Genomic DNA, 18,035 nt, shown 5'->3' on the forward strand with positions numbered 1-18,035 from the left:
GTGTCAGGACCTCTCCGACGCCCCCTGGGCGTCCGCATACATGCCGATCTTGTAGTCCAGCACCGCGAGGGTGTCCTGCAGTTCGGCGATCCGCCGGCGTACGTCGTCGCGGTGCTCGTGCAGCAGCCGGTGCCGTTCCGTGACCGTGTGGTCGCCCTCCCGCACCAGCTCGGCGTACCGGACCATGTCCGCGACCGGCATCCCGGTCAGCCGCAGCTTGCCGACGAAGGCGAGCCAGTCGAGGTCTTTGTCGGTGTAGCGGCGCTGGCCGGTGTGCGACCGGTCCACGTGCGGCATCAGGCCGATTCGCTCGTACCAGCGCAGGGTGTGCGCCGTCAGGCCGGAACAGGCTGCGACCTCGCTGATCGTGTAGCGGTCCCGGCCCTCCGGACGCGGGGGCGGGGCAGGGACCGCCGCGCACAGCTGCACCGCCTGCTCGGACGCGCTCTCCGCCACGGTCATGCGTCACACCTTCCTTCGCGGGCCGTCAGCCCTGGAACCCTCGCGACAGCGTCAACGCTAGAGACTTCGAGTGCACTCCAGGCAAGCGAAGAATTCGAGGAGCAGCACAGGATTGCGGCCGCGGGAGGGTGCCTCACGGGCCCGCGTTAGGCTCGGGCCCATGCAGAGCCTGCACATGATCGAGAACTGGCCGGTCCCGACCGCGGCCGCCGCCGTCATACGGGCGAACGGCACGCTCGCCGGTTCCCACGGTCCGGTGGACCACCGTTTCCGGCTCGCCTCGGTCACCAAGCCCCTGGCCGCCTACGCCGTGCTCGTCGCGTACGAGGAGGGCGCGGTCGAACTCGACGAGCCCGCCGGTCCCGAGGGGTCGACCGTGCGCCACCTGCTCGCGCACACCTCGGGTCTCGCCTTCGACGAGCACCGTACGACGGCGGAGCCGGGCACGCGCCGCCTCTACTCCAATGCGGGCTTCGAGGTGCTCGGCGACCACATCGCCAAGGCCACGGAGATCCCTTTCGCCGAGTACCTGCGGCAGGCGGTGCTCCAGCCGCTCGGCATGACCTCCACGGACCTGCCCGGCTCCCCGGCCAAGGACGGTGTGTCGACGGTCGCCGACCTCACCCGGTTCGCCGCCGAGCTCCAGGCACCGCAGCTGCTGCACCCGCGGACGGTCGCCGAGGCGATGTCCGTGGTGCACCCGGGCCTGTCCGGCGTGCTCCCCGGCTACGGCCACCAGAAGCCGAACGACTGGGGCCTCGGATTCGAGATCCGGGACTCCAAGTCGCCCCACTGGACGGGCTCTTCGTCCTCGCCGCGCACCTTCGGGCACTTCGGCCAGTCCGGCACCTTCCTGTGGGTGGACCCGGACGCGGGCGCGGCGTGCGTGGCACTGGCGGACCGGCCCTTCGGGCCCTGGGCGGTCGAGGCGTGGCCGGCCTTCACGGACGCGGTGCTCGCCGAGCTGTCCGGCTGAGTCGCCGCCCGCGAACTCCCGCGACGGGTCCGCCCGTTCGACCGCGAGGCGGGAAGGTGTCCGCTCCCACGCCGGACCGTACGCGCTACCGCAGTTCCCAGACCAGGAGTTCCGCGCCGTCGATCGCCGCGATCTCGCGGCCCTCGCATCCGGTGATCCGCACCGCGTCGCCCGGGCCCAGCACCGACTCGTCCAGACGCACGGCGCCGCGCACCACATGCGCGTACACCCGCGGCGCGTCCGGCAGGGCGATGCGCTCGCCGGGGGTGACGCGACGGATGTGGAGGACGGCCCCCGCGCGGTCCAGCGCATAGGGGGTGCCGTCGGCGATGCCGCGCACCACCTCGTACTCCGGTTCGCCGCCCGGCTGCCGTGACGGTTCGAGCCACATCTGCACGAATGTGAGCGGCTCCTCGGCGTCGTTGCGCTCCACGTGCCGCACGCCGGTGCCGGCGCTGAGGCGTTGAACGTCACCGGTGCGGACGACGCTCGCGTGGCCTTGCGAGTCTCGGTGGGTGAGTTCGCCCTCGACGACCCAGGTGACGATCTCCACGTCGCGGTGCGGGTGCTCATCGAAGCCCGCGCCGGGGGCGAGCCGTTCCTCGTTGCAGGCCATGAGCGCCCCGAAGCGCAGATTGTCCGGGTCGTAGTGGTGGCCGAAGGAGAACGCGTGCAGCGACTCGATCCCCGCCGCGGCGTCTCCGCCCCGGTAACGCTCCCGTCCCCGCCGTACGTCAGCCATCACCCCACCGTAACCGTGGGCGGTGACGCTGCCGCACCGTCCCCTCACCCTCCGCGCCCCCTGGCGGAGCACTCCCGCCCCGTACACCCCAGGTGTCTCTCGCGTCACATCCCGTACCGCTCACCGCCCCCGCCGCCCCGACCGCTCGTCCCGATGAGGCAGTCTTGTCCCGTGCCTGATACCGGATCCGCAGACGCTCATCCCCACGCCGCGACCCTGCGGCGGCTGGAGAAGTCCTCCGGCCGCCTCGCCGCGAACGCCATCGCCCGCATGGACGAGACGCTGCCCTGGTATCGCGCCATGCCACCCGAGAACCGGTCCTGGATCGGTCTCGTCGCGCAGGCGGGCATCGCCGCGTTCACCGAGTGGTTCCGGCACCCGGAGACTCCGCAGGCCATCAGCACCGATGTCTTCGGCACCGCGCCCCGCGAGCTGACCCGGGCCATCACGCTCCGCCAGACCGTCGAGATGGTGCGCACCACGATCGAGGTCATGGAGTCCGCCATCGACGAGGTGGCGGCTCCCGGTGACGAGTCCGCCCTGCGCGAGGCCCTCCTCGTGTACGCGCGCGAGATCGCCTTCGCCACGGCGCAGGTGTACGCCCAGGCCGCCGAGGCCCGCGGGGCCTGGGACGCCCGGCTCGAATCGCTCGTGGTCAACGCCGTGCTCTCCGGTGAGGCCGACGAGGGCGCCCTCTCCCGCGCGGCAGCCCTCGGCTGGAACTCCCCGGAACACGTGATCGTCGTCCTCGGCACCGCCCCCGACGGCGACAGCGAGTTGACGGTCGAGGCGATCCGCCGCGCCGCCCGGCACGCCAAACTGCAGGTCCTCACCGGCGTTCTCGGCGACCGGCTCGTGGTGATCGCCGGCGGCAGCAACGACCCGATCCGCACCGCGAAGGGGCTGATCGGCCCGTTCGCAGCGGGTCCCGTCGTCGCGGGGCCGGTCGTCGGCGACCTGCTCTCGGCGACCCGATCTGCGCAGGCGGCGGCCGCCAGCCTGCGCGCGTGCAACGCCTGGCCGGACGCGCCGCGTCCGGTCCTCGCGGACGATCTGCTGCCCGAGCGCGCGATGGCCGGGGACGCCACCGCGCGCGAGCAGTTGGTGGAGGAGATCTACAGACCGCTCGAAGAAGCGGGATCGGCTCTGCTGGAGACCCTGAGCGTCTATCTGGAACAGGCCAGCAGCCTCGAGGGCGCCGCCCGGATGCTGTTCGTGCACCCCAACACCGTGCGCTACCGGCTTCGACGTGTGACCGACGTCACCGGATGGTCACCCTCGGATGTACGGTCGGCGTTCACCCTCCGTATCGCTCTCATTCTGGGGCGTCTGGCCCACGCGGAAACCAAGCCGTAGCCTTTTGTTGGACACCCACAATTCCCCTGACGGTTCTTGGTCCCTGTCCCCACCGGCGATACCGGCCGTCCACAAGAGAGAGTGTGAGAGTGCTCGTACTCGTCGCTCCCGGCCAGGGTGCCCAGGCGCCCGGCTTTCTGACCTCCTGGCTCGACCTTCCCGGCGTCACCGAGCGCCTCGAGGAGTGGTCGGCCGTCACCGAACTGGACCTTGTGCACTTCGGCACCAAGGCCGACGCGGACGCGATCCGCGACACCGCCGTGGCCCAGCCGCTGCTCGTCGCCGCCGGACTGGTCGCGGCCCAGCAGCTCTTCGCGACGCCCGGTGAGGTCGGACGTCTGGCCGGTGCCGCGGCCGGGCACAGCGTCGGTGAGATCACGGTGGCCGCCGCGACCGGTGTGCTGGCCCCGGAGGCAGCCATGTCTCTCGTACGGCAGCGGGGCCTGGCCATGGCGAAGGCGGCGGCCGTGGCCGAGACGGGCATGTCCGCGGTCCTCGGCGGCGACCCCGACGCGGTGGTCGCGCACCTGGAGGGGCTGGGTCTGACCCCGGCGAACATGAACGGTGCCGGGCAGATCGTGGCCGCGGGCACTGCGGAGCAGTTGGCCGCCCTCACCGAGAATAAGCCGGAGAAGGCACGCGTCATCGCGCTGAAAGTGGCCGGGGCGTTCCACACGCACCACATGGCTCCCGCGGTAGACACGCTGGCGGCGCTCGTACCGGACCTCGACGTCAACGACCCGAGCACCGCGTACGTCTCCAACAGGGACGGCCAAGTCGTCGCCGGTGGTGGAGAGATCGTGCGGCGCCTGGTCGACCAGGTCTCCAACCCGGTCCGCTGGGACCGGTGCATGGAGACGTTCCAGCAGCTCGGCGTCACCGGGATGATCGAACTGTGCCCCGGCGGCACGCTCTCCGGTCTCGCCAAGCGGGCCCTGCCCGGTGTGAAGACGGTCGCCCTGAAGACCCCGGACGACCTCGAAGCCGCCCGCGAGCTCATCGCCGACACCACGTCGGCCCCCCTGTCATCCGCTGACGCGGTGGGCGTCTCGTCCGCCGACCAGACCGCCGAATAGGAGCCGCGCAGCATGACCGCGAAGATCAGGCCGAGCAAGGGTTCCCCGTACGCGCGGGTCCTCGGCGTCGGCGGCTATCGCCCCACGCGCGTGGTGCAGAACGAGGAGATCCTCAAGCACATCGACTCCTCCGACGAGTGGATCCGCTCGCGTTCGGGCATCGCGACGCGCCACTGGGCCGGGCCGGACGAGACGGTCGCCGAGATGTCGGTGGAGGCCTCCGGCAAGGCCATCGCCGCTGCCGGCATCACCGCCGAACAGGTCGGCGCCGTGATCATCTCGACGGTCTCGCACTTCAAGCAGACGCCGTCCATCGCGACCGAGATCGTGCACCGGCTCGGCGCGGGCAAGGCCGCCGCGTTCGACATCTCCGCGGCCTGCGCGGGCTTCGGCTACGGCCTGACGATCGCCAAGGGCCTCGTCGTCGAGGGCAGCGCCGACTACGTGGTCGTGGTCGGGGTCGAGCGTCTCTCCGACCTCACCGATGTGACCGACCGCTCCACCGCCTTCCTCTTCGGCGACGGTGCGGGTGCGGTCGTCGTCGGACCGTCCGACGAGCCCGCGATCGGCCCCAGCATCTGGGGTTCGGAGGGCGACAAAGCGGACGTCATCTCGCAGACCGTCCCCTGGGACGACTTCCGCGTCGGCGACGTCTCCCGGCTTCCGCTCGGCGAGGACGGCGAGCTGAAGTTCCCGGCTATCCGCCAGGAGGGCCAAACGGTCTTCCGCTGGGCGGTGTTCGAGATGGCGAAGGTCGCCCAGCAGGCGCTGGACGCGGCCGGGATCACCCCGGACGACCTGGACGTCTTCATTCCGCACCAGGCCAACATGCGGATCATCGACTCGATGGTGAAGACCCTCAAACTGCCGGAGCACGTCACGGTCGCCCGGGACGTGGAGACCACCGGCAACACCTCGGCCGCCTCCATTCCGCTCGCTATGGAGCGGATGCTGGCGACCGGGCAGGCCAAGAGCGGCGACACCGCGCTTGTCATCGGCTTCGGGGCGGGTCTGGTCTATGCCGCCACGGTCGTTACCCTCCCCTAGCCAAGATCCACAACCAGCGAAAGCGAAAGACACAGAAGGAGCGCCTCCATGGCCGCCACCCAGGAAGAGATCCTCGAAGGTCTCGCGGAGATCGTGAACGAGATCGCCGGAATTCCCACCGAGGATGTCCAGCGTGAGAAGTCGTTCACCGATGACCTGGACGTCGACTCGCTGTCCATGGTCGAGGTCGTCGTCGCCGCCGAGGAGCGCTTCGACGTGAAGATCCCGGACGACGACGTCAAGAACCTCAAGACCGTCGGCGACGCCGTCGACTACATCCTCAAGCACCAGGACTGATCCAGCCGAGCGCCTGTCGCCACCCCGTGGTGGCGCCGTCGATTCGGACCCCTCGACACGTGGAGAAAGAATTCCTGTGAACGCGACCAATCGCACTGTGGTCGTCACCGGTATCGGCGCAACCACACCGCTGGGTGGCGACAGCGCATCGACCTGGGAAGGCCTGGTGGCCGGACGTTCGGGTGTCAGCGCGCTCAAGCAGGACTGGGCCGTCGACCTTCCTGTCCGGATCGCCGCACAGATCGCCGTCGAGCCGGGCGAGGTCATCGCCCGGCCGCTGGCGCGCAAGCTGGACCGTTCGGCGCAGTTCGCGCTGATCGCCGCCCGTGAGGCTTGGGCCGACGCGGGCTTCACCGCCAGGGCCGGCGAGGACGCGGCCATGGACCCCGACAGGCTGGGCGCGGTCATCGCCTCCGGCATCGGCGGTGTCACCACGCTCCTCGACCAGTACGACGTGCTGCGGGAGAAGGGCGTACGCCGTGTCTCCCCGCACACCGTGCCGATGCTCATGCCGAACAGCCCCGCCGCCAACGTCGGCCTGGAGGTGGGCGCCCGCGCGGGCGTCCACACCCCGGTCAGTGCCTGTGCGTCCGGGGCCGAGGCCATCGGCTACGCGATCGAGATGATCCGCACCGGCCGCGCCGACGTCGTCGTCGCGGGCGGCACGGAGGCCGCCGTCCACCCGCTGCCGATCGCCGCGTTCGGCAACATGATGGCGATGTCGAAGAACAACGACGACCCCGAGGGCGCCTCGCGGCCGTACGACGAGGGCCGTGACGGCTTCGTCCTCGGCGAGGGCGCGGGCGTCGTCGTGCTGGAGTCGGCCGAGCACGCCGCCAAGCGCGGCGCGCGGATCTACGCCGAGGCGCTCGGCCAGGGCATCTCCGCGGACGCCCACCACATCACGCAGCCCGAGCCGTCCGGCAACGGCATCGCGCACGCGCTGCAGAACCTCCTCGACGGCACCGACCTCAAGCCGGCCGAGATCGCGCACATCAACGCGCACGCCACCTCCACCCCTCAGGGCGATGTGGCCGAGATCAAGGCGCTGCGGAAGATCTTCGACGACGACGTGGACCACATGGCCCTGTCGGCAACCAAGTCGATGACCGGTCACCTCCTCGGTGGCGCGGGCGGTATCGAGACGGTCGCCACCGTTCTCGCGCTGCACCACCGGCTCGCCCCGCCGTCGATCAACATCGCGAAGCTCGACCCCGAGGCGGACGCGGACGTCGTACGCGGCGAGGCCCGTGCCCTTCCGGAGGGCACCATCGCGGCACTGAACGACTCCTTCGGCTTCGGCGGACACAACGTCGTCCTGGCCTTCAGGACCGTCTGATCCGACGCGTCACGGCCCCTGCCCGGTGCGCTGCACCGGGCAGGGGCCGTTGCGTTGTCACCCGGGACCGGGGTTCCGGGAACGCCGTCACTCCGGGAAGCTCGCGAACCAGCTCGCCGCCATGTCCTCGTCGCCGTGGCCCTGTTGCCCTGCCCGGCGCAGTCGCTCGGCGCCGGCCGCGGCCAGGTCGAGCCGGACCCCGGCCCGCTCCCCCGCCTCCACGATCAGCCGGGCGTCCTTGGCTGCCGTCGTCACCGTGAAGTTGGGCGTGAAGTCGCCGGACATCATGGCCGCGGCCTTGACGCGGAGGTAGCCGCAGTCGAGCGTCCCGCCCTCGATGGCGTCGAGGAAGCCCTGCGGTTCGACGCCCAGGCCCTCGGCGAGGGCGAGCGCCTCCGCGGTGGCGTTGTTGACGGCCAGGACCCAACTGTTGCAGACGAGTTTGAGCCGGGTCGCGGCTCCGCTCGCACCGTCCTCCGCCACCCAGACCGTACGGCTGCCGACGGCGTCGAAGACGGGCGCCAGGACGGTACGGGCCTCCTCGGGCCCCGCGGCGAGGACGGTGAGCTGCCCGTGCTCCGCGGGCTGTCGGGTTCCGAGGACGGGCGCGTCGACGAACAACAGGTCGTGCTCGGCCGCGAAAGCGGCGAGCGGCTCGAGGGCGTCGAGGCCCGCGGTCGTGGACTGGGCCCATACGGTGCCGGGCCCCAGGGCGGAGGCGGCCGTGCGCATCGTGGCGAGCGCGGCCGAGCCGTCGTAGAGCATGGTGAGGACGACGTCGGCGCCCTCGACGGCCGCGGCGGGGTCGTCGGCGATACGGGCCCCTTCGGCGGCCAGGGGTTCAGCCTTGGCGCGGGTGCGGTTCCAGACGCGGACGTCCAGTCCCGCACGGCGCATGCTGCGGGCCATCGCGGCGCCCATGATGCCGGTTCCGAGAACGGCCACTGATGTGGTGTCAGGCATGAGGGCACGCTACGGCGCAGGGCCCGCCCCGGGCACAGAACGGCGCATCGCGCGGCCGTCGCACCACCCGGGTGCTCAGACCACCTGGTGCAGCCAGCGGACCGGTGCGCCCTCCCCCGCGTACCGGAACGGCTCCAGCTCGTCGTCCCAGGGCTTGCCGAGCAGCCTGGCGATCTCGGCCTCCAGGTCGGTCTCGCCCTGCCCGGCCCGGGCCAGCGCGGCGCGCAACCTGTCCTCCGGGATCAGGATGTCGCCGTGGATGCCGGTGACGGCGTGGAAGATGCCGAGGTCGGGTGTGGAGCTGTAGCGCTCGCCCTCGGCGGTGGGGCAGGGTTCGGCCGTCACCTCGAAGCGGAGCAGATGCCAGCCGCGCAGGGCGGACGCCAGCTTGGACGCCGCGCCCGGCTCGCCCTGCCAGGAGAACTCGGCCCTCCATGTCCCGGGCGAGGCGGGCTGCCTGATCCAGTCGAGGCTTACGCGCACGCCGAGAACGCCCGCGACGGCCCATTCGACGTGCGGGCACAGCGCACGCGGTGCGGAGTGAACGTAGAGAACTCCACGTGTCGTCACCGGGACCTCCAGTGTGGGACGAGGTTCGCCTTCCCCAGCGGCCTCGTGCCCGTACCGGTCGTGTCCGGGACAGCACTTGACATCCTGCCCCACGGGTCCCTTCCGAACCAGCTCCCGAGGTCACATGAAGTAAACACTACGGAGAGCAATTCTTGCCAAAAGGGACAACATGTGACGCGATGTAGTTTTCCCGAGTTTGCCGGGAAGCGCACGCTCCTCTGGTTCGACGGGTCGTCAGGTCGCTGTTTCCCCGAGACGCAGCGTCCCGACGCCACGGGGAAAAGCTACCGTGCGGCGGAGGGCCAGGTGTGACGTACCGTCGGTCCCGAGCGGATATCGGCGAAGCTTTCACCCGCCGGGACGCCACGGGCCTCCGATCGGGGAACGTCCGAGCGGGCCGATACGTCCCCCAGGTGTGAAAGCGGAGCGGAACCCTTGCTACCGCTGGAGGGGAGCACACGGATGAGGGGAACCCACGAGCGCGCACAACCGCGCGCACCCCGGCGCGAGCGCCGGGGCCGCACTGTCGCGGCGCTCGTGGCGGGAGCGGTGCTGGCCGGGACCGGCGGGGTCGTCTGGTTCGCAGTCGGCGAGGGCGATGACGGGCCCGCCCGAGGGGCCGCGGAGGCGTCCCGCCGGCCCAGTCCCAAACCCACCCCTCAGTGGGACACGAGCCCTCGCTCCATCGCTGCTCTGGGTGACTCCATCACGCGCGGCTTCGACGCCTGCGGCGTCCTCACCGACTGCCCCGAGGTGTCCTGGGCGACGGGCACGGACCCCGGCGTCGGCAGCCTGGCGCAGCGGATGCTGAAGAACCCGGGGCGCAGCAGCTGGAACCACGCGCGGTCCGGTGCCCGTATGGACGACCTTCCGCGCCAGGTCTCGGCGGCGGTGTCCGACCGGCCGGACCTGGTGACGGTGATGGTCGGGGCGAACGACGCGTGCCGCGACAGCACCGACCTGATGACCCCGGCCGCCGACTTCCGGTCCGACTTCGAGAAGGCTCTGCGCACCCTTCGGCGCGCGCTGCCCAAGACGCAGGTGTATGTGGCGAGTGTTCCGGACCTCAAGCGGCTGTGGAGCGAGGGCCGGCAGAACCCGTTCGGCAAACAGGTGTGGAAGCTCGGCATCTGCGCCTCGATGCTGAGCGAGCCGGACGCCCTGGACAAGGCGTCGGTGGCCCGCCGCCAGCAGGTGTACGACCGGGTGGTGGCGTACAACTCCGCGCTCAAGGAAGTGTGCGGCAAGGACCCGCGGTGCCGGTACGACGGCGGGGAGGTCTTCCGCTACCGCTTCAGCGGCAAGCAGCTCAGCCCCTGGGACTGGTTCCATCCGAGCAAGAACGGCCAGGAGCGGCTCGCCGAGATGGCCTACCGCCGGATCACGGCGAAGGAGCCGGTGGCGTAACCGGCTCCTCGCCGCACACCCGGCGTCACCGCTCCACGTGGAGGCGGGCGCGCAACCGCCGGTCGGCGATCGAGTGCGCCGCCTCCACCACATATGTGCCGGAGAGAAGGCGCCAAGCATCCGTCCTCTCGTCCCAGATCTCGAACGAGCGGCGCGGCAGAGGGATGTCGGCGCTGACGGTCTCGCCGGGGCCGGCTTCGACGGTGGCGAAGCCGGCGAGCCAGCGGGCGGGCCGCTTCGGCGGGCTTGAGCCGCCGCTGTCCGGGGCCAGGTAGATCTGGACGACCTCGCGGCCGTGGCGCGTCCCGGTGTTGCGCAGCCGGACCGTGGCGGTGGCGTCGGTCGTGGAGAGGTCGAGACTCTCGTAGTCCCAGGTGGTGTAGCCGAGGCCGTGGCCGAAGGGGTAGGCGGGGGTGCGGTCCTCCTTCTGCCATGCCCGGTAGCCGATGAACACGCCTTCCTCGTAGAGGAGTTCGCCGCCCTCGGGCTCGACGCGCGTGACCGGAGCGTCGGCCAGGGCGACCGGCCAGGTGGTGGGCAGTCGGCCGCCCGGTTCCTCGTCGCCCAGGAGGACGTCTGCGAGGGCCGCGCCGGCCTCCTGCCCGGGGAACCAGCCCAGCAGCACGGCGTCGACCTCGTCGCGCCACGGAAGCTCCACCGGGGAGCCGGAGTTGACGACGACGACCGTGCGGGGCGCGACGGCGGCGACACGGCGTACGAGCTCGTCCTGGCGGCCGGGGAGCGCGAGGCTCGTACGGTCGAAGCCCTCGCTCTCCACACGCTCGGTGGTGGCGACGACCACCACGGCGGTGTCGGCGCCGGAGGCCGCGGCGACAGCCTCCTCCATGAGCGTGTCCGGATCGCGTACGGGCTCGCCGTGGACCAGGGCGCAGGCGACGGCGGACATGGGGGCCTCGCGAAGTTTGGCGATCGTGCAGACCAGCGACACCTCCACCGACTCGCCCGCGGTCAGCTCCACTTCGCCGCGCGGGACGGGAGTGCCCTGGAACGCCTCGAAAGGGTCGCCCTCATCGGCGGGCTCCTCGACGCCCTCGAAGAGCCTCCGGCCTCCGACGGTGAGGGTGAAGCCGCCGAGCCCCCGGGTACCGAAGGCGTGCGCGCCGCTCTCGCGCGCGGTGAACGTGCCGGTGATCTCGACGGTGTGCAGGTCCTCGAAGCGGACGCCGTCGGGGAAGTCGCCGAGCCAGTGCACCAGTCCGCTGGGCAGCGGCTCACCGCCGAGTTCGCGGCCCGAGGCGTCCCGGCAGACGGCGCGCAGCTCGAACCCCTGGCCCGCGACGGCCAGTTCGTCGCTGGGGTCGGCGCCCATCGCGTACGAGACAGCGACGGTCTCCGGGAGCGCGGCCCGCAGCCCCTCCAGCGGGGAGACGACGTGGGCGGGGAAGACCTCGGCCGAGCCGCCGCCCAGGATCCGGGCGTCACGGGCGGCGGCACCGATGACGGCGACGCTGCCGGTACGGGCAGGGTCGATCGGCAGCGTCGCGCGCTCGTTGCGGACGAGGACGAAGGAGCGGCGGGCGATCTCGCGCGCGAGGGCGTCACCGTCGAGGTCGGCGGGGAGGTCGGCGGGGTCGACCGCGGGCGGGGCGGCGTCGAGGACGCCGGTACGGGCGGCGAGCCGGAGCACGTTCCGTACGGCGGCGTCGACGGCGGACTCCTCGGCGCGGCCTTCCCGTACGGCGGTGGCGAGGGCCTCGCCGTAGACGGTGCGGGGGCCGGGCATGGCCACGTCCAGGCCGCCGCTCAGGGCTCCCGCGGTGTCGCGGGCGGCCATCCAGTCGGAGACGATGGCGCCGTCGTAGCCCCACTCACCGCGCAGCACGCCGAGTTGGAGCGCGGCGTGCTGGGTCATCGTGGATCCGTTGACCCCGTTGTAGGCGGACATGATGCCCCAGGGGTGGGCGTTCTTGACGATGGCCTCGAACGGGGCGAGGTAGAGCTCGCGGAGGGCGCGCGGCGGGATCGTGTTGTTCACGGTGAAGCGCTCGGTCTCGGCGTCGTTGCCGACGAAGTGCTTCACGGTGGTGCCGACACCGCCGTCCTGCACGCCCCGCACATAGCCGGTGCCGATCGCGGCCGTGAGGTACGGGTCTTCGGAGTAGCACTCGAAGTGGCGGCCACCCAGCGGCGAACGGTGCAGGTTGACCGTGGGCGCCAGCAGGACGTGCACGCCCTTGCGGCGTGCCTCCTGGGCGAGGAGCCGGCCGGCGCGGCGGGCGAGCGACGGGTCCCAGGTCGCGGCCAGGGCTGTGGGGCTGGGGAGAGCGACCGAGGGATCGGCGGCGGTCCAGCGCACGCCGCGTACGCCGACGGGTCCGTCCGACATGACGAGCGAGCGCAGACCGATCTCGGGGAACGCGGGCAGGGACCACGTGTCCTGACCGGCGAGCAGACGGGTCTTGGCGTCCAGGTCCAGCTTGCCGAGCGCGTTCTCGACGGCGGCCTCGCGCGCCGCGTCGCTCGGTGTTCCCGTTGCCGGGGTGTCTGCCGCGTCCTGCGTGACCATCGTCGACCTCCTCGGGGGGTGGTGCGGTTCGTCAGGGGTGGACGCACGCCATCCTGACCTCGCGGACCGTGCGCGCGGTAGGTGTCGTCCTCATTTCGTTATGTTCACTCGGAGGCTAGGCTCGGGCGCGTGGCGGAGCAGTGGCAGCCGGGACGACGAGGCAGCGGGCGCGAGGCGCGCGGTGAGGAACGGCGCGAGTCGATCCTGCGGGCGACCATGGCCGTCATCGCCGAGCGCGGATACCGCGGCGCATCGCTCAGCGCCGTCGCCGATCGGGTCGGCCTCACCCAGCAGGGTCTGCTGCACTATTTCCCGACCAAGGAAGCACTGCTGATCGCCGTGCTGGAAGCACGGGACGACTGGGACACCCAGCACGCCTCGGCGCCCGGCGTGGAGCCGTGGCCGCTGGACCTCTACACCTCGCTGGTCGAGTACAACGCGACACGGCCCGGCATCGTCCAGACCTTCTCCGCCCTGCTCGGCGAGAGCGTGACCGAGGTTCACCCGGCGCAGGACTTCTTCCGGCGCCGCTATGAATCGGTGCGCGAGGGCATGGCGGCCACGCTGCGCAGCGAGTTCGGCGACCGACTGCCCGGAGGGCTGACGCCGGAGGAGGCCGCACCGCTGATGGTGGCAGTGATGGACGGGATGCAGTTCCAGTGGCTGCTGGACCCGGAGCGGGTGGACATGTCCGCCGCATTCCGTGCTCTGGTCGCGTTGTTCCGGCAGGGCGCGGACGGCTGAACGTCGAGGCGCTCTGCGCCGGGCGGGGTGGGCTGAGTGGGGTGGGCCTGAGCGGGGTGGGCCTGAGCGGGGTGGGCCTGATACGTGGGCGGGCTGGCACCGGGCCAGGTTCATACCTGGGTGAGCCGGCACCGGGGCCGACTGATGCCTGGGGCCGACTGATGCCTGGGACCGGCTGATGTCGGCTGCGGCTGATCGGCACGTACCGAGTTCCCTGCCACGGTGGCGAGTTGGGTTCGCCGGAGCCGACTCCAGGCCCGGCGGGGCGGATGGGAAAGGGGGGCGACGACGCGCTGATGGCACGCGGGTCACTCGGGTTATCCACAGGTGGTGACGGAGGTCGGGACGGTGTGGTGAAGTCGTCCCCGTCCCACTGCGGAGTTGGAGGAGACCTCAGCCATGAGATGGACAGACGCCCGCAAGGTTCTGCTCGGTGCCGGTGCCGTACTGGCGCTCTGCGCGCCCATGGCTTCGGCAGCCCCCGCCGCTCCACCGGCTGGGACCGCCGGCATCGCCGCGCTCACGGTCGAGGAGCAGCGGCTGGCGAAGGAGGCGCCTCAGGAAATCCTCCGGCGCAGCGGATTCGACGCGGTAGCGCCGGAGTTCGCACAAGCACTGGACGGCGCGGGCTCCTATCGCGATGCCGCGCGGCTCGCCGACCGTTCCGGCACGCAGCTGTGGGGACGGGCGGTCGACCGTGTGCAGGGCCGCGGCCCTGCGGGCGGAGATCTGAGCCGGGACGACGACCGGCCGCTCTACTGGGCACGGCTGGGCATGAGCAAGGCGCTGCGGGAGTGGTCCCCTTCCTTCGAGATGTCCGACGCACAGCGCACGGCGCTGATCGCGCGTCTCGAGCGCACCTCGCGCGGCCAGGACTCCATCGATCTGCCGACGGGGCGCCAGGTGAAGCGCATCGTGGTCACGGGGTTCGACCCGTTCCAGTTGGACGCGGACATCCGCCGCAGCAACCCGTCGGGGGCAGCCGCGCTCGCGCTCGACGGGACCACGATCCGTACGGCTTCGGGGCCCGCGCGGATCGAGACCGCCGTCTTCCCGGTGCGCTGGGGGGACTTCGCGGAGGGCACGGTGGAGCGCACCCTGCTGCCGCACTTCAGGAGCGGGCCGCAGCAGGTCGACATGTTCACCACGGTCAGCCAGGGTCGGGTCGGGCGCTTCGACGTCGAGCGCTTCAACGGGGCCTGGCGCGGCGGCTATCCGGACAATGCGAATGTGTCGCGTACGGAGACCGTGCCGGTTCCGGACGGCATCCCGACGGTGGAGCCACAGCCGCAGTGGACGACGACCAGCCTGCCCTACCGGGCGATCGTGGACGCGGACACCGGTGACTTCCCCGTGAACGACAACACGGCCGTCACGGAGATCCCGGCCGGTGGGACGGAGCCGGTGGACCGGCCCGACGGCCCCACCGAGGGCTCGACGGCCCGCGCGGGCGGCGGCGGCAACTATCTGTCGAACGAGATCGCCTACCGCGCGACCCTGCTGCGCGACGCGCTCGGACTGGCCGTCCCCGGCGGTCATCTCCACACGCCGGTCCTGCAGTTCGGCGCGGACAACACGGATCCGGCCACCGGGAAGATCACCGATCCGGACTTCGTGCGGAACCGGCTGGCGATCACCGAACAGGTGCGGGCGGTGATACGGACGGGGGCGGGCACCCTGCCCAGGGGCTGACGTCGCGCATGGGCCGCCTCTGGTGACCGGGGCGGCAGGGCGACGCGGGGCGGCCCCTGTGCGTGCCGGCCGGGCGAGCGCATGGCCCGCGCTGTGAAGGGCGCTATCGAGCGCGGGCGCTCAGGCTGCCGGGGCGGCGGCGCAGTTCACAGTGGGCCGCCCGGCCCAGGTCGGTTCCAGGGCGGGGCCGAGGACGGCGTCCGCTTCGTGGACGAACACGACGGCCGCGAAGAGGCGCATCGTCGTACGGGGCGGGTCAGGGTCTCTCGTCACGCAGAGCGTCCGACCGCGAAGCGGCGTCTGGTGCGGGGGAACCTCCCGGCGGTATCCGGGGGACCCGCGCAAGACGGGTCGGCGCCTCGTGCCGGGCGTAGTCGGACGACTTCCGCCAACGCGACGCCAACGCAGTCAGGTGCCCTACGAGACGCCGCGAGCAGCACGCCCCGTCGAAGGACCCTAGCCCTGGAAAGGCGTGGGCGGCTTGGTGGTCAGGGCTTCGGGTGTGCCGTCTTGCTCGTCGGGCTCGCCTGGCCGGTCGTCCGCCCCCACAAGGTCGCGAGCCAGGAGCGTGGCTCCCGCGACCGCGCCGGGCATCAGGAAGACCGCGGCCACGGGCACGAGGAAGAGCACCGCCACCGGAACGCCGAACCCGAGTGTCAGCATGCGGCGACGGCGCAGCAGAGCCAGTCGCGGCTTGAGGCGGAAGCCGCGGCGCTGGAGGGCAACGGCGGTTAGCTCCTCCGCGAGGAAGAAACCGGTGACGCAGAATCCGAGGACCGGGATAACGGTCTGGCCGATGAGGGGGACGAATCCGAGGGCGAAGAGCAGCACACCGTAGAGGGCGACACGCGCCAGTACCGAGAGGCTGTCGGCGGCGGAGATCAACAGCTCGCGCCAGAGCGGCAGTCCGGACTCGGGGGCGAAGCCGTCCTCGGAAATGTCGACCTGCTCGGAGAGCGATTCGTAGAAGGGCTGGCCGACCAGCAGGGTCACCGCGGTGAAGGAGACGACGGCGATCAGCAGGCCGAACGCGAACAGGAGGGCCGTGAGGAAACCGCGGAAGGCGCCTTGCCAGGGCGATCCCCAGTCATCGGCGAACGGCGTGGCCCAGGCGGTCAGATCGCCGGCCCAGAAGCCGAGGCCGACGAGAGCCGCGACGTACAGCACGAGGGTGATGAGCCCGGGCAGCAGCCCGAATCCCCACCAGCGGCCGTGCCGGGCCACCCAGCGCTGCCCGTCGATAAAATAGCGGATACCGAGCCCGAGGTCGCCCATGGGGGGCAGCCTAATTGTCAGCGGCCCGCCGCGTCGAAGTGGGCGGTGGCGAGGACCGCGCCGTCCTCGGCGACCAGACGGACGCCGGAGACTGTGTCGGCGTCGACGGGTGCGGGGCCGCCCCAGTAGCCGTGGCCGTCCTTGAGCGTGTACGTGCCGACGTCCGTCGTTGTGCCGTCCTCGCGTACGAGCTGGCAGGTGACCTTGCCGGTGGGGGGCGACTGACCGTAACCCGAGGTGCCGTAGCCGTCGAGCGCGACCGACATGTAGACCCAGCCGGGCGAACCGGGGTGGGCGAAGATTTCGCCGACCCGCTGCCCGTCGCTGGTCAAGTCGGCCTGGAGCAGTCCGTGTTGGGTGGCGGGGGCGGAGGCGGTGGGGGCGGGGGAACCGGCGGTGGCGGCACCGATCGCCCAGCCGCCGAAGCCGAAGGCGGCGGCGATGGCGGCGGAAGCTGCGGCGAGCCGGAGCCGGTGACGTCTGCGCTGCAGACGCTGCCGTTTCCCCGGGACCTCGAGACGGCCGAGGACGCGCTTCTCGAATCCGACGGGCGGCTCGCTTCCGGGCAGCAGTCCCAGCAGACCGTCGGCGGCGAGGGTGAGCTGCTCGATGTGTTCGCGGCAGCCGGGGCAGCGGTCCAGGTGGGCGATGGCCGCACCCCGCTCCTGGGCGGGGAGGATGCCCAGGGCCAATTCGGTGCCGAGGCCGTTCCTCAGCTCCTCGCACGTCATGCCTCCGCCGCGGGCGGGGTCGTCGTCGTAGGGGCGGGCGCGGTTATTCATGGCCGGCTCGCTTCGGTTCCGCCGCGGCGAGGGCGGTGCGCAGTTTCGCCATGCCGGCCCTGATCCGCGTCTTGGCCGTGCCCAGGGGGATGTGCTCGGATTCCGCGACCTGCTGAGCGGTCATGCCGTAGATACCGGCCATCGCCAGCGCCCTGGCCTGCTCACGAGGGAGAGCCGCCAACGCCGTACGGACACGGCGGGCCGACTCGGCGGCGACGACACGCTGCTCGGGGGTCTCGGTCCCGACGATGTCGAGGAGGGCGTCGAGGTCCTCGGGGGCGACGGGGGTGGACCTGCGGGCGCGGACGGTGTCGATCGCCAGGTTGTGCGCGATGGTCGTCAGCCAGGTCTTCACCGAGCCGCGTCGTGAGTCGTACATCTGGGCATGCCGCCATGCCCGTTCGAAGGTCTGCTGGGCAATGTCCTCGGCGAGCTGCGGGTCACCGACGACAGCGATCGCGACACCGTAGACCGTGCGCTGGAAGCGGCGCACGAAGGCGACGGCGATCTCGGGGTCGCCTGTCGTGAGTCCGGCCAGCAGCGTTTCGTCCGCGGCTCGGCCCAGGGGAAGGCCCATCCTCATATCACTCGATACGGCCAGGCCGGGCGGAGGGATTGCCGGTCCGATCGCCCCGCGTGGGTGTCACACCTCCATTCTCGCTCCCGCTGACGCGCTCGCCCGGCGGGCCGGATTCTGCTTCCTCGTGCCGGAGCCTCTCCTCCCTCGTGCCGAGGCGTCTCCGGGCAATCCCATGGCGCCGCTTGTGCGTAACCACTGGC

At 71.6% G+C, this 18,035-nt stretch carries 18 protein-coding genes; 9 read left to right on the forward strand and 9 right to left on the reverse strand.

Features of this window, described 5'->3' with window-relative positions:
* Positions 1-3: 3 nt before the first annotated feature.
* On the reverse strand, positions 4-462 hold the full coding sequence (locus ACGFNH_RS02995; protein ID WP_393651202.1) for a MerR family transcriptional regulator: 459 nt from the start codon (positions 460-462) through the stop codon (positions 4-6).
* Between the two features lie 160 nt (positions 463-622).
* Here ACGFNH_RS02995 and ACGFNH_RS03000 point away from each other — a divergent pair, with 160 nt between their 5' ends.
* Positions 623-1,438, forward strand: a complete 816-nt coding sequence (locus ACGFNH_RS03000; RefSeq protein WP_393651203.1) for a serine hydrolase domain-containing protein — start codon at positions 623-625, stop codon at positions 1,436-1,438.
* Between the two features lie 85 nt (positions 1,439-1,523).
* Here the strand turns inward: ACGFNH_RS03000 and ACGFNH_RS03005 are convergent, their stop codons facing one another.
* Positions 1,524-2,180 (reverse strand): pirin family protein, encoded by a 657-nt coding sequence (locus tag ACGFNH_RS03005; RefSeq protein ID WP_393651204.1) that lies wholly within the window; start codon positions 2,178-2,180, stop codon positions 1,524-1,526.
* A 153-nt stretch (positions 2,181-2,333) separates the two neighbouring features.
* Here ACGFNH_RS03005 and ACGFNH_RS03010 point away from each other — a divergent pair, with 153 nt between their 5' ends.
* From ACGFNH_RS03010 to fabF, 5 genes are all read left to right on the forward strand, one after another.
* Positions 2,334-3,536 (forward strand): PucR family transcriptional regulator, encoded by a 1,203-nt coding sequence (locus ACGFNH_RS03010; RefSeq protein ID WP_393651205.1) that lies wholly within the window; start codon positions 2,334-2,336, stop codon positions 3,534-3,536.
* Positions 3,537-3,625: 89 nt separating this feature from the next.
* A complete protein-coding gene (locus ACGFNH_RS03015; protein ID WP_393651488.1) occupies positions 3,626-4,612 on the forward strand; it encodes an ACP S-malonyltransferase in 987 nt (328 codons plus the stop codon).
* A gap of 12 nt (positions 4,613-4,624) precedes the next feature.
* Positions 4,625-5,659: a ketoacyl-ACP synthase III gene (locus ACGFNH_RS03020; RefSeq protein WP_393651206.1), complete on the forward strand. Its 1,035-nt coding sequence runs from the start codon at positions 4,625-4,627 to the stop codon at positions 5,657-5,659.
* Between the two features lie 48 nt (positions 5,660-5,707).
* On the forward strand, positions 5,708-5,956 hold the full coding sequence (locus ACGFNH_RS03025; protein ID WP_360850225.1) for an acyl carrier protein: 249 nt from the start codon (positions 5,708-5,710) through the stop codon (positions 5,954-5,956).
* Between the two features lie 76 nt (positions 5,957-6,032).
* Complete coding sequence (gene fabF / locus ACGFNH_RS03030; RefSeq protein ID WP_393651207.1) at positions 6,033-7,295, forward strand: beta-ketoacyl-ACP synthase II; 1,263 nt, start codon at positions 6,033-6,035, stop codon at positions 7,293-7,295.
* Positions 7,296-7,382: 87 nt separating this feature from the next.
* On the opposite strand, the gene ACGFNH_RS03035 is transcribed toward fabF, so the two are convergent.
* Complete coding sequence (locus ACGFNH_RS03035) at positions 7,383-8,258, reverse strand: NAD(P)-dependent oxidoreductase (RefSeq protein ID WP_393651208.1); 876 nt, start codon at positions 8,256-8,258, stop codon at positions 7,383-7,385.
* A gap of 75 nt (positions 8,259-8,333) precedes the next feature.
* Positions 8,334-8,828, reverse strand: a complete 495-nt coding sequence (locus ACGFNH_RS03040) for a DUF3145 domain-containing protein (RefSeq protein ID WP_393651209.1) — start codon at positions 8,826-8,828, stop codon at positions 8,334-8,336.
* 462 nt (positions 8,829-9,290) lie between these two features.
* Between ACGFNH_RS03040 and ACGFNH_RS03045 the strand changes: the two genes are divergently transcribed.
* Positions 9,291-10,235 (forward strand): SGNH/GDSL hydrolase family protein, encoded by a 945-nt coding sequence (locus tag ACGFNH_RS03045; RefSeq protein WP_393651210.1) that lies wholly within the window; start codon positions 9,291-9,293, stop codon positions 10,233-10,235.
* A gap of 25 nt (positions 10,236-10,260) precedes the next feature.
* Here the strand turns inward: ACGFNH_RS03045 and ACGFNH_RS03050 are convergent, their stop codons facing one another.
* Entirely contained in the window at positions 10,261-12,762 is a 2,502-nt protein-coding gene (locus ACGFNH_RS03050; RefSeq protein WP_393651211.1) for a glycoside hydrolase family 3 protein, read from the reverse strand.
* A gap of 129 nt (positions 12,763-12,891) precedes the next feature.
* On the opposite strand from ACGFNH_RS03050, the gene ACGFNH_RS03055 reads away from it, so the two are divergent.
* Both ACGFNH_RS03055 and ACGFNH_RS03060 read left to right on the forward strand, forming a co-directional pair.
* Positions 12,892-13,506, forward strand: a complete 615-nt coding sequence (locus ACGFNH_RS03055; RefSeq protein ID WP_393651212.1) for a TetR/AcrR family transcriptional regulator — start codon at positions 12,892-12,894, stop codon at positions 13,504-13,506.
* Positions 13,507-13,905: 399 nt separating this feature from the next.
* Positions 13,906-15,198, forward strand: coding sequence for a pyroglutamyl peptidase (locus ACGFNH_RS03060; protein WP_393651213.1), 1,293 nt, complete (start codon positions 13,906-13,908; stop codon positions 15,196-15,198).
* Between the two features lie 120 nt (positions 15,199-15,318).
* Here the strand turns inward: ACGFNH_RS03060 and ACGFNH_RS03065 are convergent, their stop codons facing one another.
* From ACGFNH_RS03065 to ACGFNH_RS03080, 4 genes are all read right to left on the reverse strand, one after another.
* Positions 15,319-15,471, reverse strand: a complete 153-nt coding sequence (locus ACGFNH_RS03065) for a hypothetical protein (RefSeq protein WP_393651214.1) — start codon at positions 15,469-15,471, stop codon at positions 15,319-15,321.
* A gap of 183 nt (positions 15,472-15,654) precedes the next feature.
* Positions 15,655-16,473 carry an EI24 domain-containing protein gene (locus tag ACGFNH_RS03070; protein WP_393651215.1) on the reverse strand — a complete coding sequence of 273 codons (819 nt, stop codon included), beginning with the start codon at positions 16,471-16,473 and terminating at the stop codon, positions 15,655-15,657.
* Between the two features lie 17 nt (positions 16,474-16,490).
* The gene (locus tag ACGFNH_RS03075; RefSeq protein WP_393651216.1) at positions 16,491-17,255 is read right to left on the reverse strand and encodes an anti-sigma factor family protein; all 765 of its coding nucleotides are present in this window, start codon (positions 17,253-17,255) and stop codon (positions 16,491-16,493) included.
* Positions 17,248-17,832 carry an RNA polymerase sigma factor gene (locus ACGFNH_RS03080; RefSeq protein ID WP_393651217.1) on the reverse strand — a complete coding sequence of 195 codons (585 nt, stop codon included), beginning with the start codon at positions 17,830-17,832 and terminating at the stop codon, positions 17,248-17,250. Before ACGFNH_RS03080 ends, ACGFNH_RS03075 begins: the two co-directional genes overlap by 8 nt.
* Positions 17,833-18,035 lie beyond the last annotated feature (203 nt).

This window comes from Streptomyces sp. NPDC048639 (assembly GCF_043199075.1).
In the GTDB taxonomy this organism is placed as follows: Bacteria; Actinomycetota; Actinomycetes; order Streptomycetales; family Streptomycetaceae; genus Streptomyces.

Coding starts and splice junctions, on each gene's coding strand:
- ACGFNH_RS03070 (WP_393651215.1), bottom strand. CDS start 16,473: ATGGGCGACCTCGGGCTCGGTATCCGCTATTTTATCGACGGGCAGCGC.
- ACGFNH_RS02995 (WP_393651202.1), bottom strand. CDS start 462: ATGACCGTGGCGGAGAGCGCGTCCGAGCAGGCGGTGCAGCTGTGCGCG.
- ACGFNH_RS03045 (WP_393651210.1), top strand. CDS start 9,291: ATGAGGGGAACCCACGAGCGCGCACAACCGCGCGCACCCCGGCGCGAG.
- ACGFNH_RS03010 (WP_393651205.1), top strand. CDS start 2,334: ATGAGGCAGTCTTGTCCCGTGCCTGATACCGGATCCGCAGACGCTCAT.
- ACGFNH_RS03005 (WP_393651204.1), bottom strand. CDS start 2,180: ATGGCTGACGTACGGCGGGGACGGGAGCGTTACCGGGGCGGAGACGCC.
- ACGFNH_RS03020 (WP_393651206.1), top strand. CDS start 4,625: ATGACCGCGAAGATCAGGCCGAGCAAGGGTTCCCCGTACGCGCGGGTC.
- ACGFNH_RS03060 (WP_393651213.1), top strand. CDS start 13,906: ATGAGATGGACAGACGCCCGCAAGGTTCTGCTCGGTGCCGGTGCCGTA.
- ACGFNH_RS03075 (WP_393651216.1), bottom strand. CDS start 17,255: ATGAATAACCGCGCCCGCCCCTACGACGACGACCCCGCCCGCGGCGGA.
- ACGFNH_RS03080 (WP_393651217.1), bottom strand. CDS start 17,832: ATGGGCCTTCCCCTGGGCCGAGCCGCGGACGAAACGCTGCTGGCCGGA.
- ACGFNH_RS03050 (WP_393651211.1), bottom strand. CDS start 12,762: ATGGTCACGCAGGACGCGGCAGACACCCCGGCAACGGGAACACCGAGC.
- ACGFNH_RS03035 (WP_393651208.1), bottom strand. CDS start 8,258: ATGCCTGACACCACATCAGTGGCCGTTCTCGGAACCGGCATCATGGGC.
- ACGFNH_RS03025 (WP_360850225.1), top strand. CDS start 5,708: ATGGCCGCCACCCAGGAAGAGATCCTCGAAGGTCTCGCGGAGATCGTG.
- ACGFNH_RS03000 (WP_393651203.1), top strand. CDS start 623: ATGCAGAGCCTGCACATGATCGAGAACTGGCCGGTCCCGACCGCGGCC.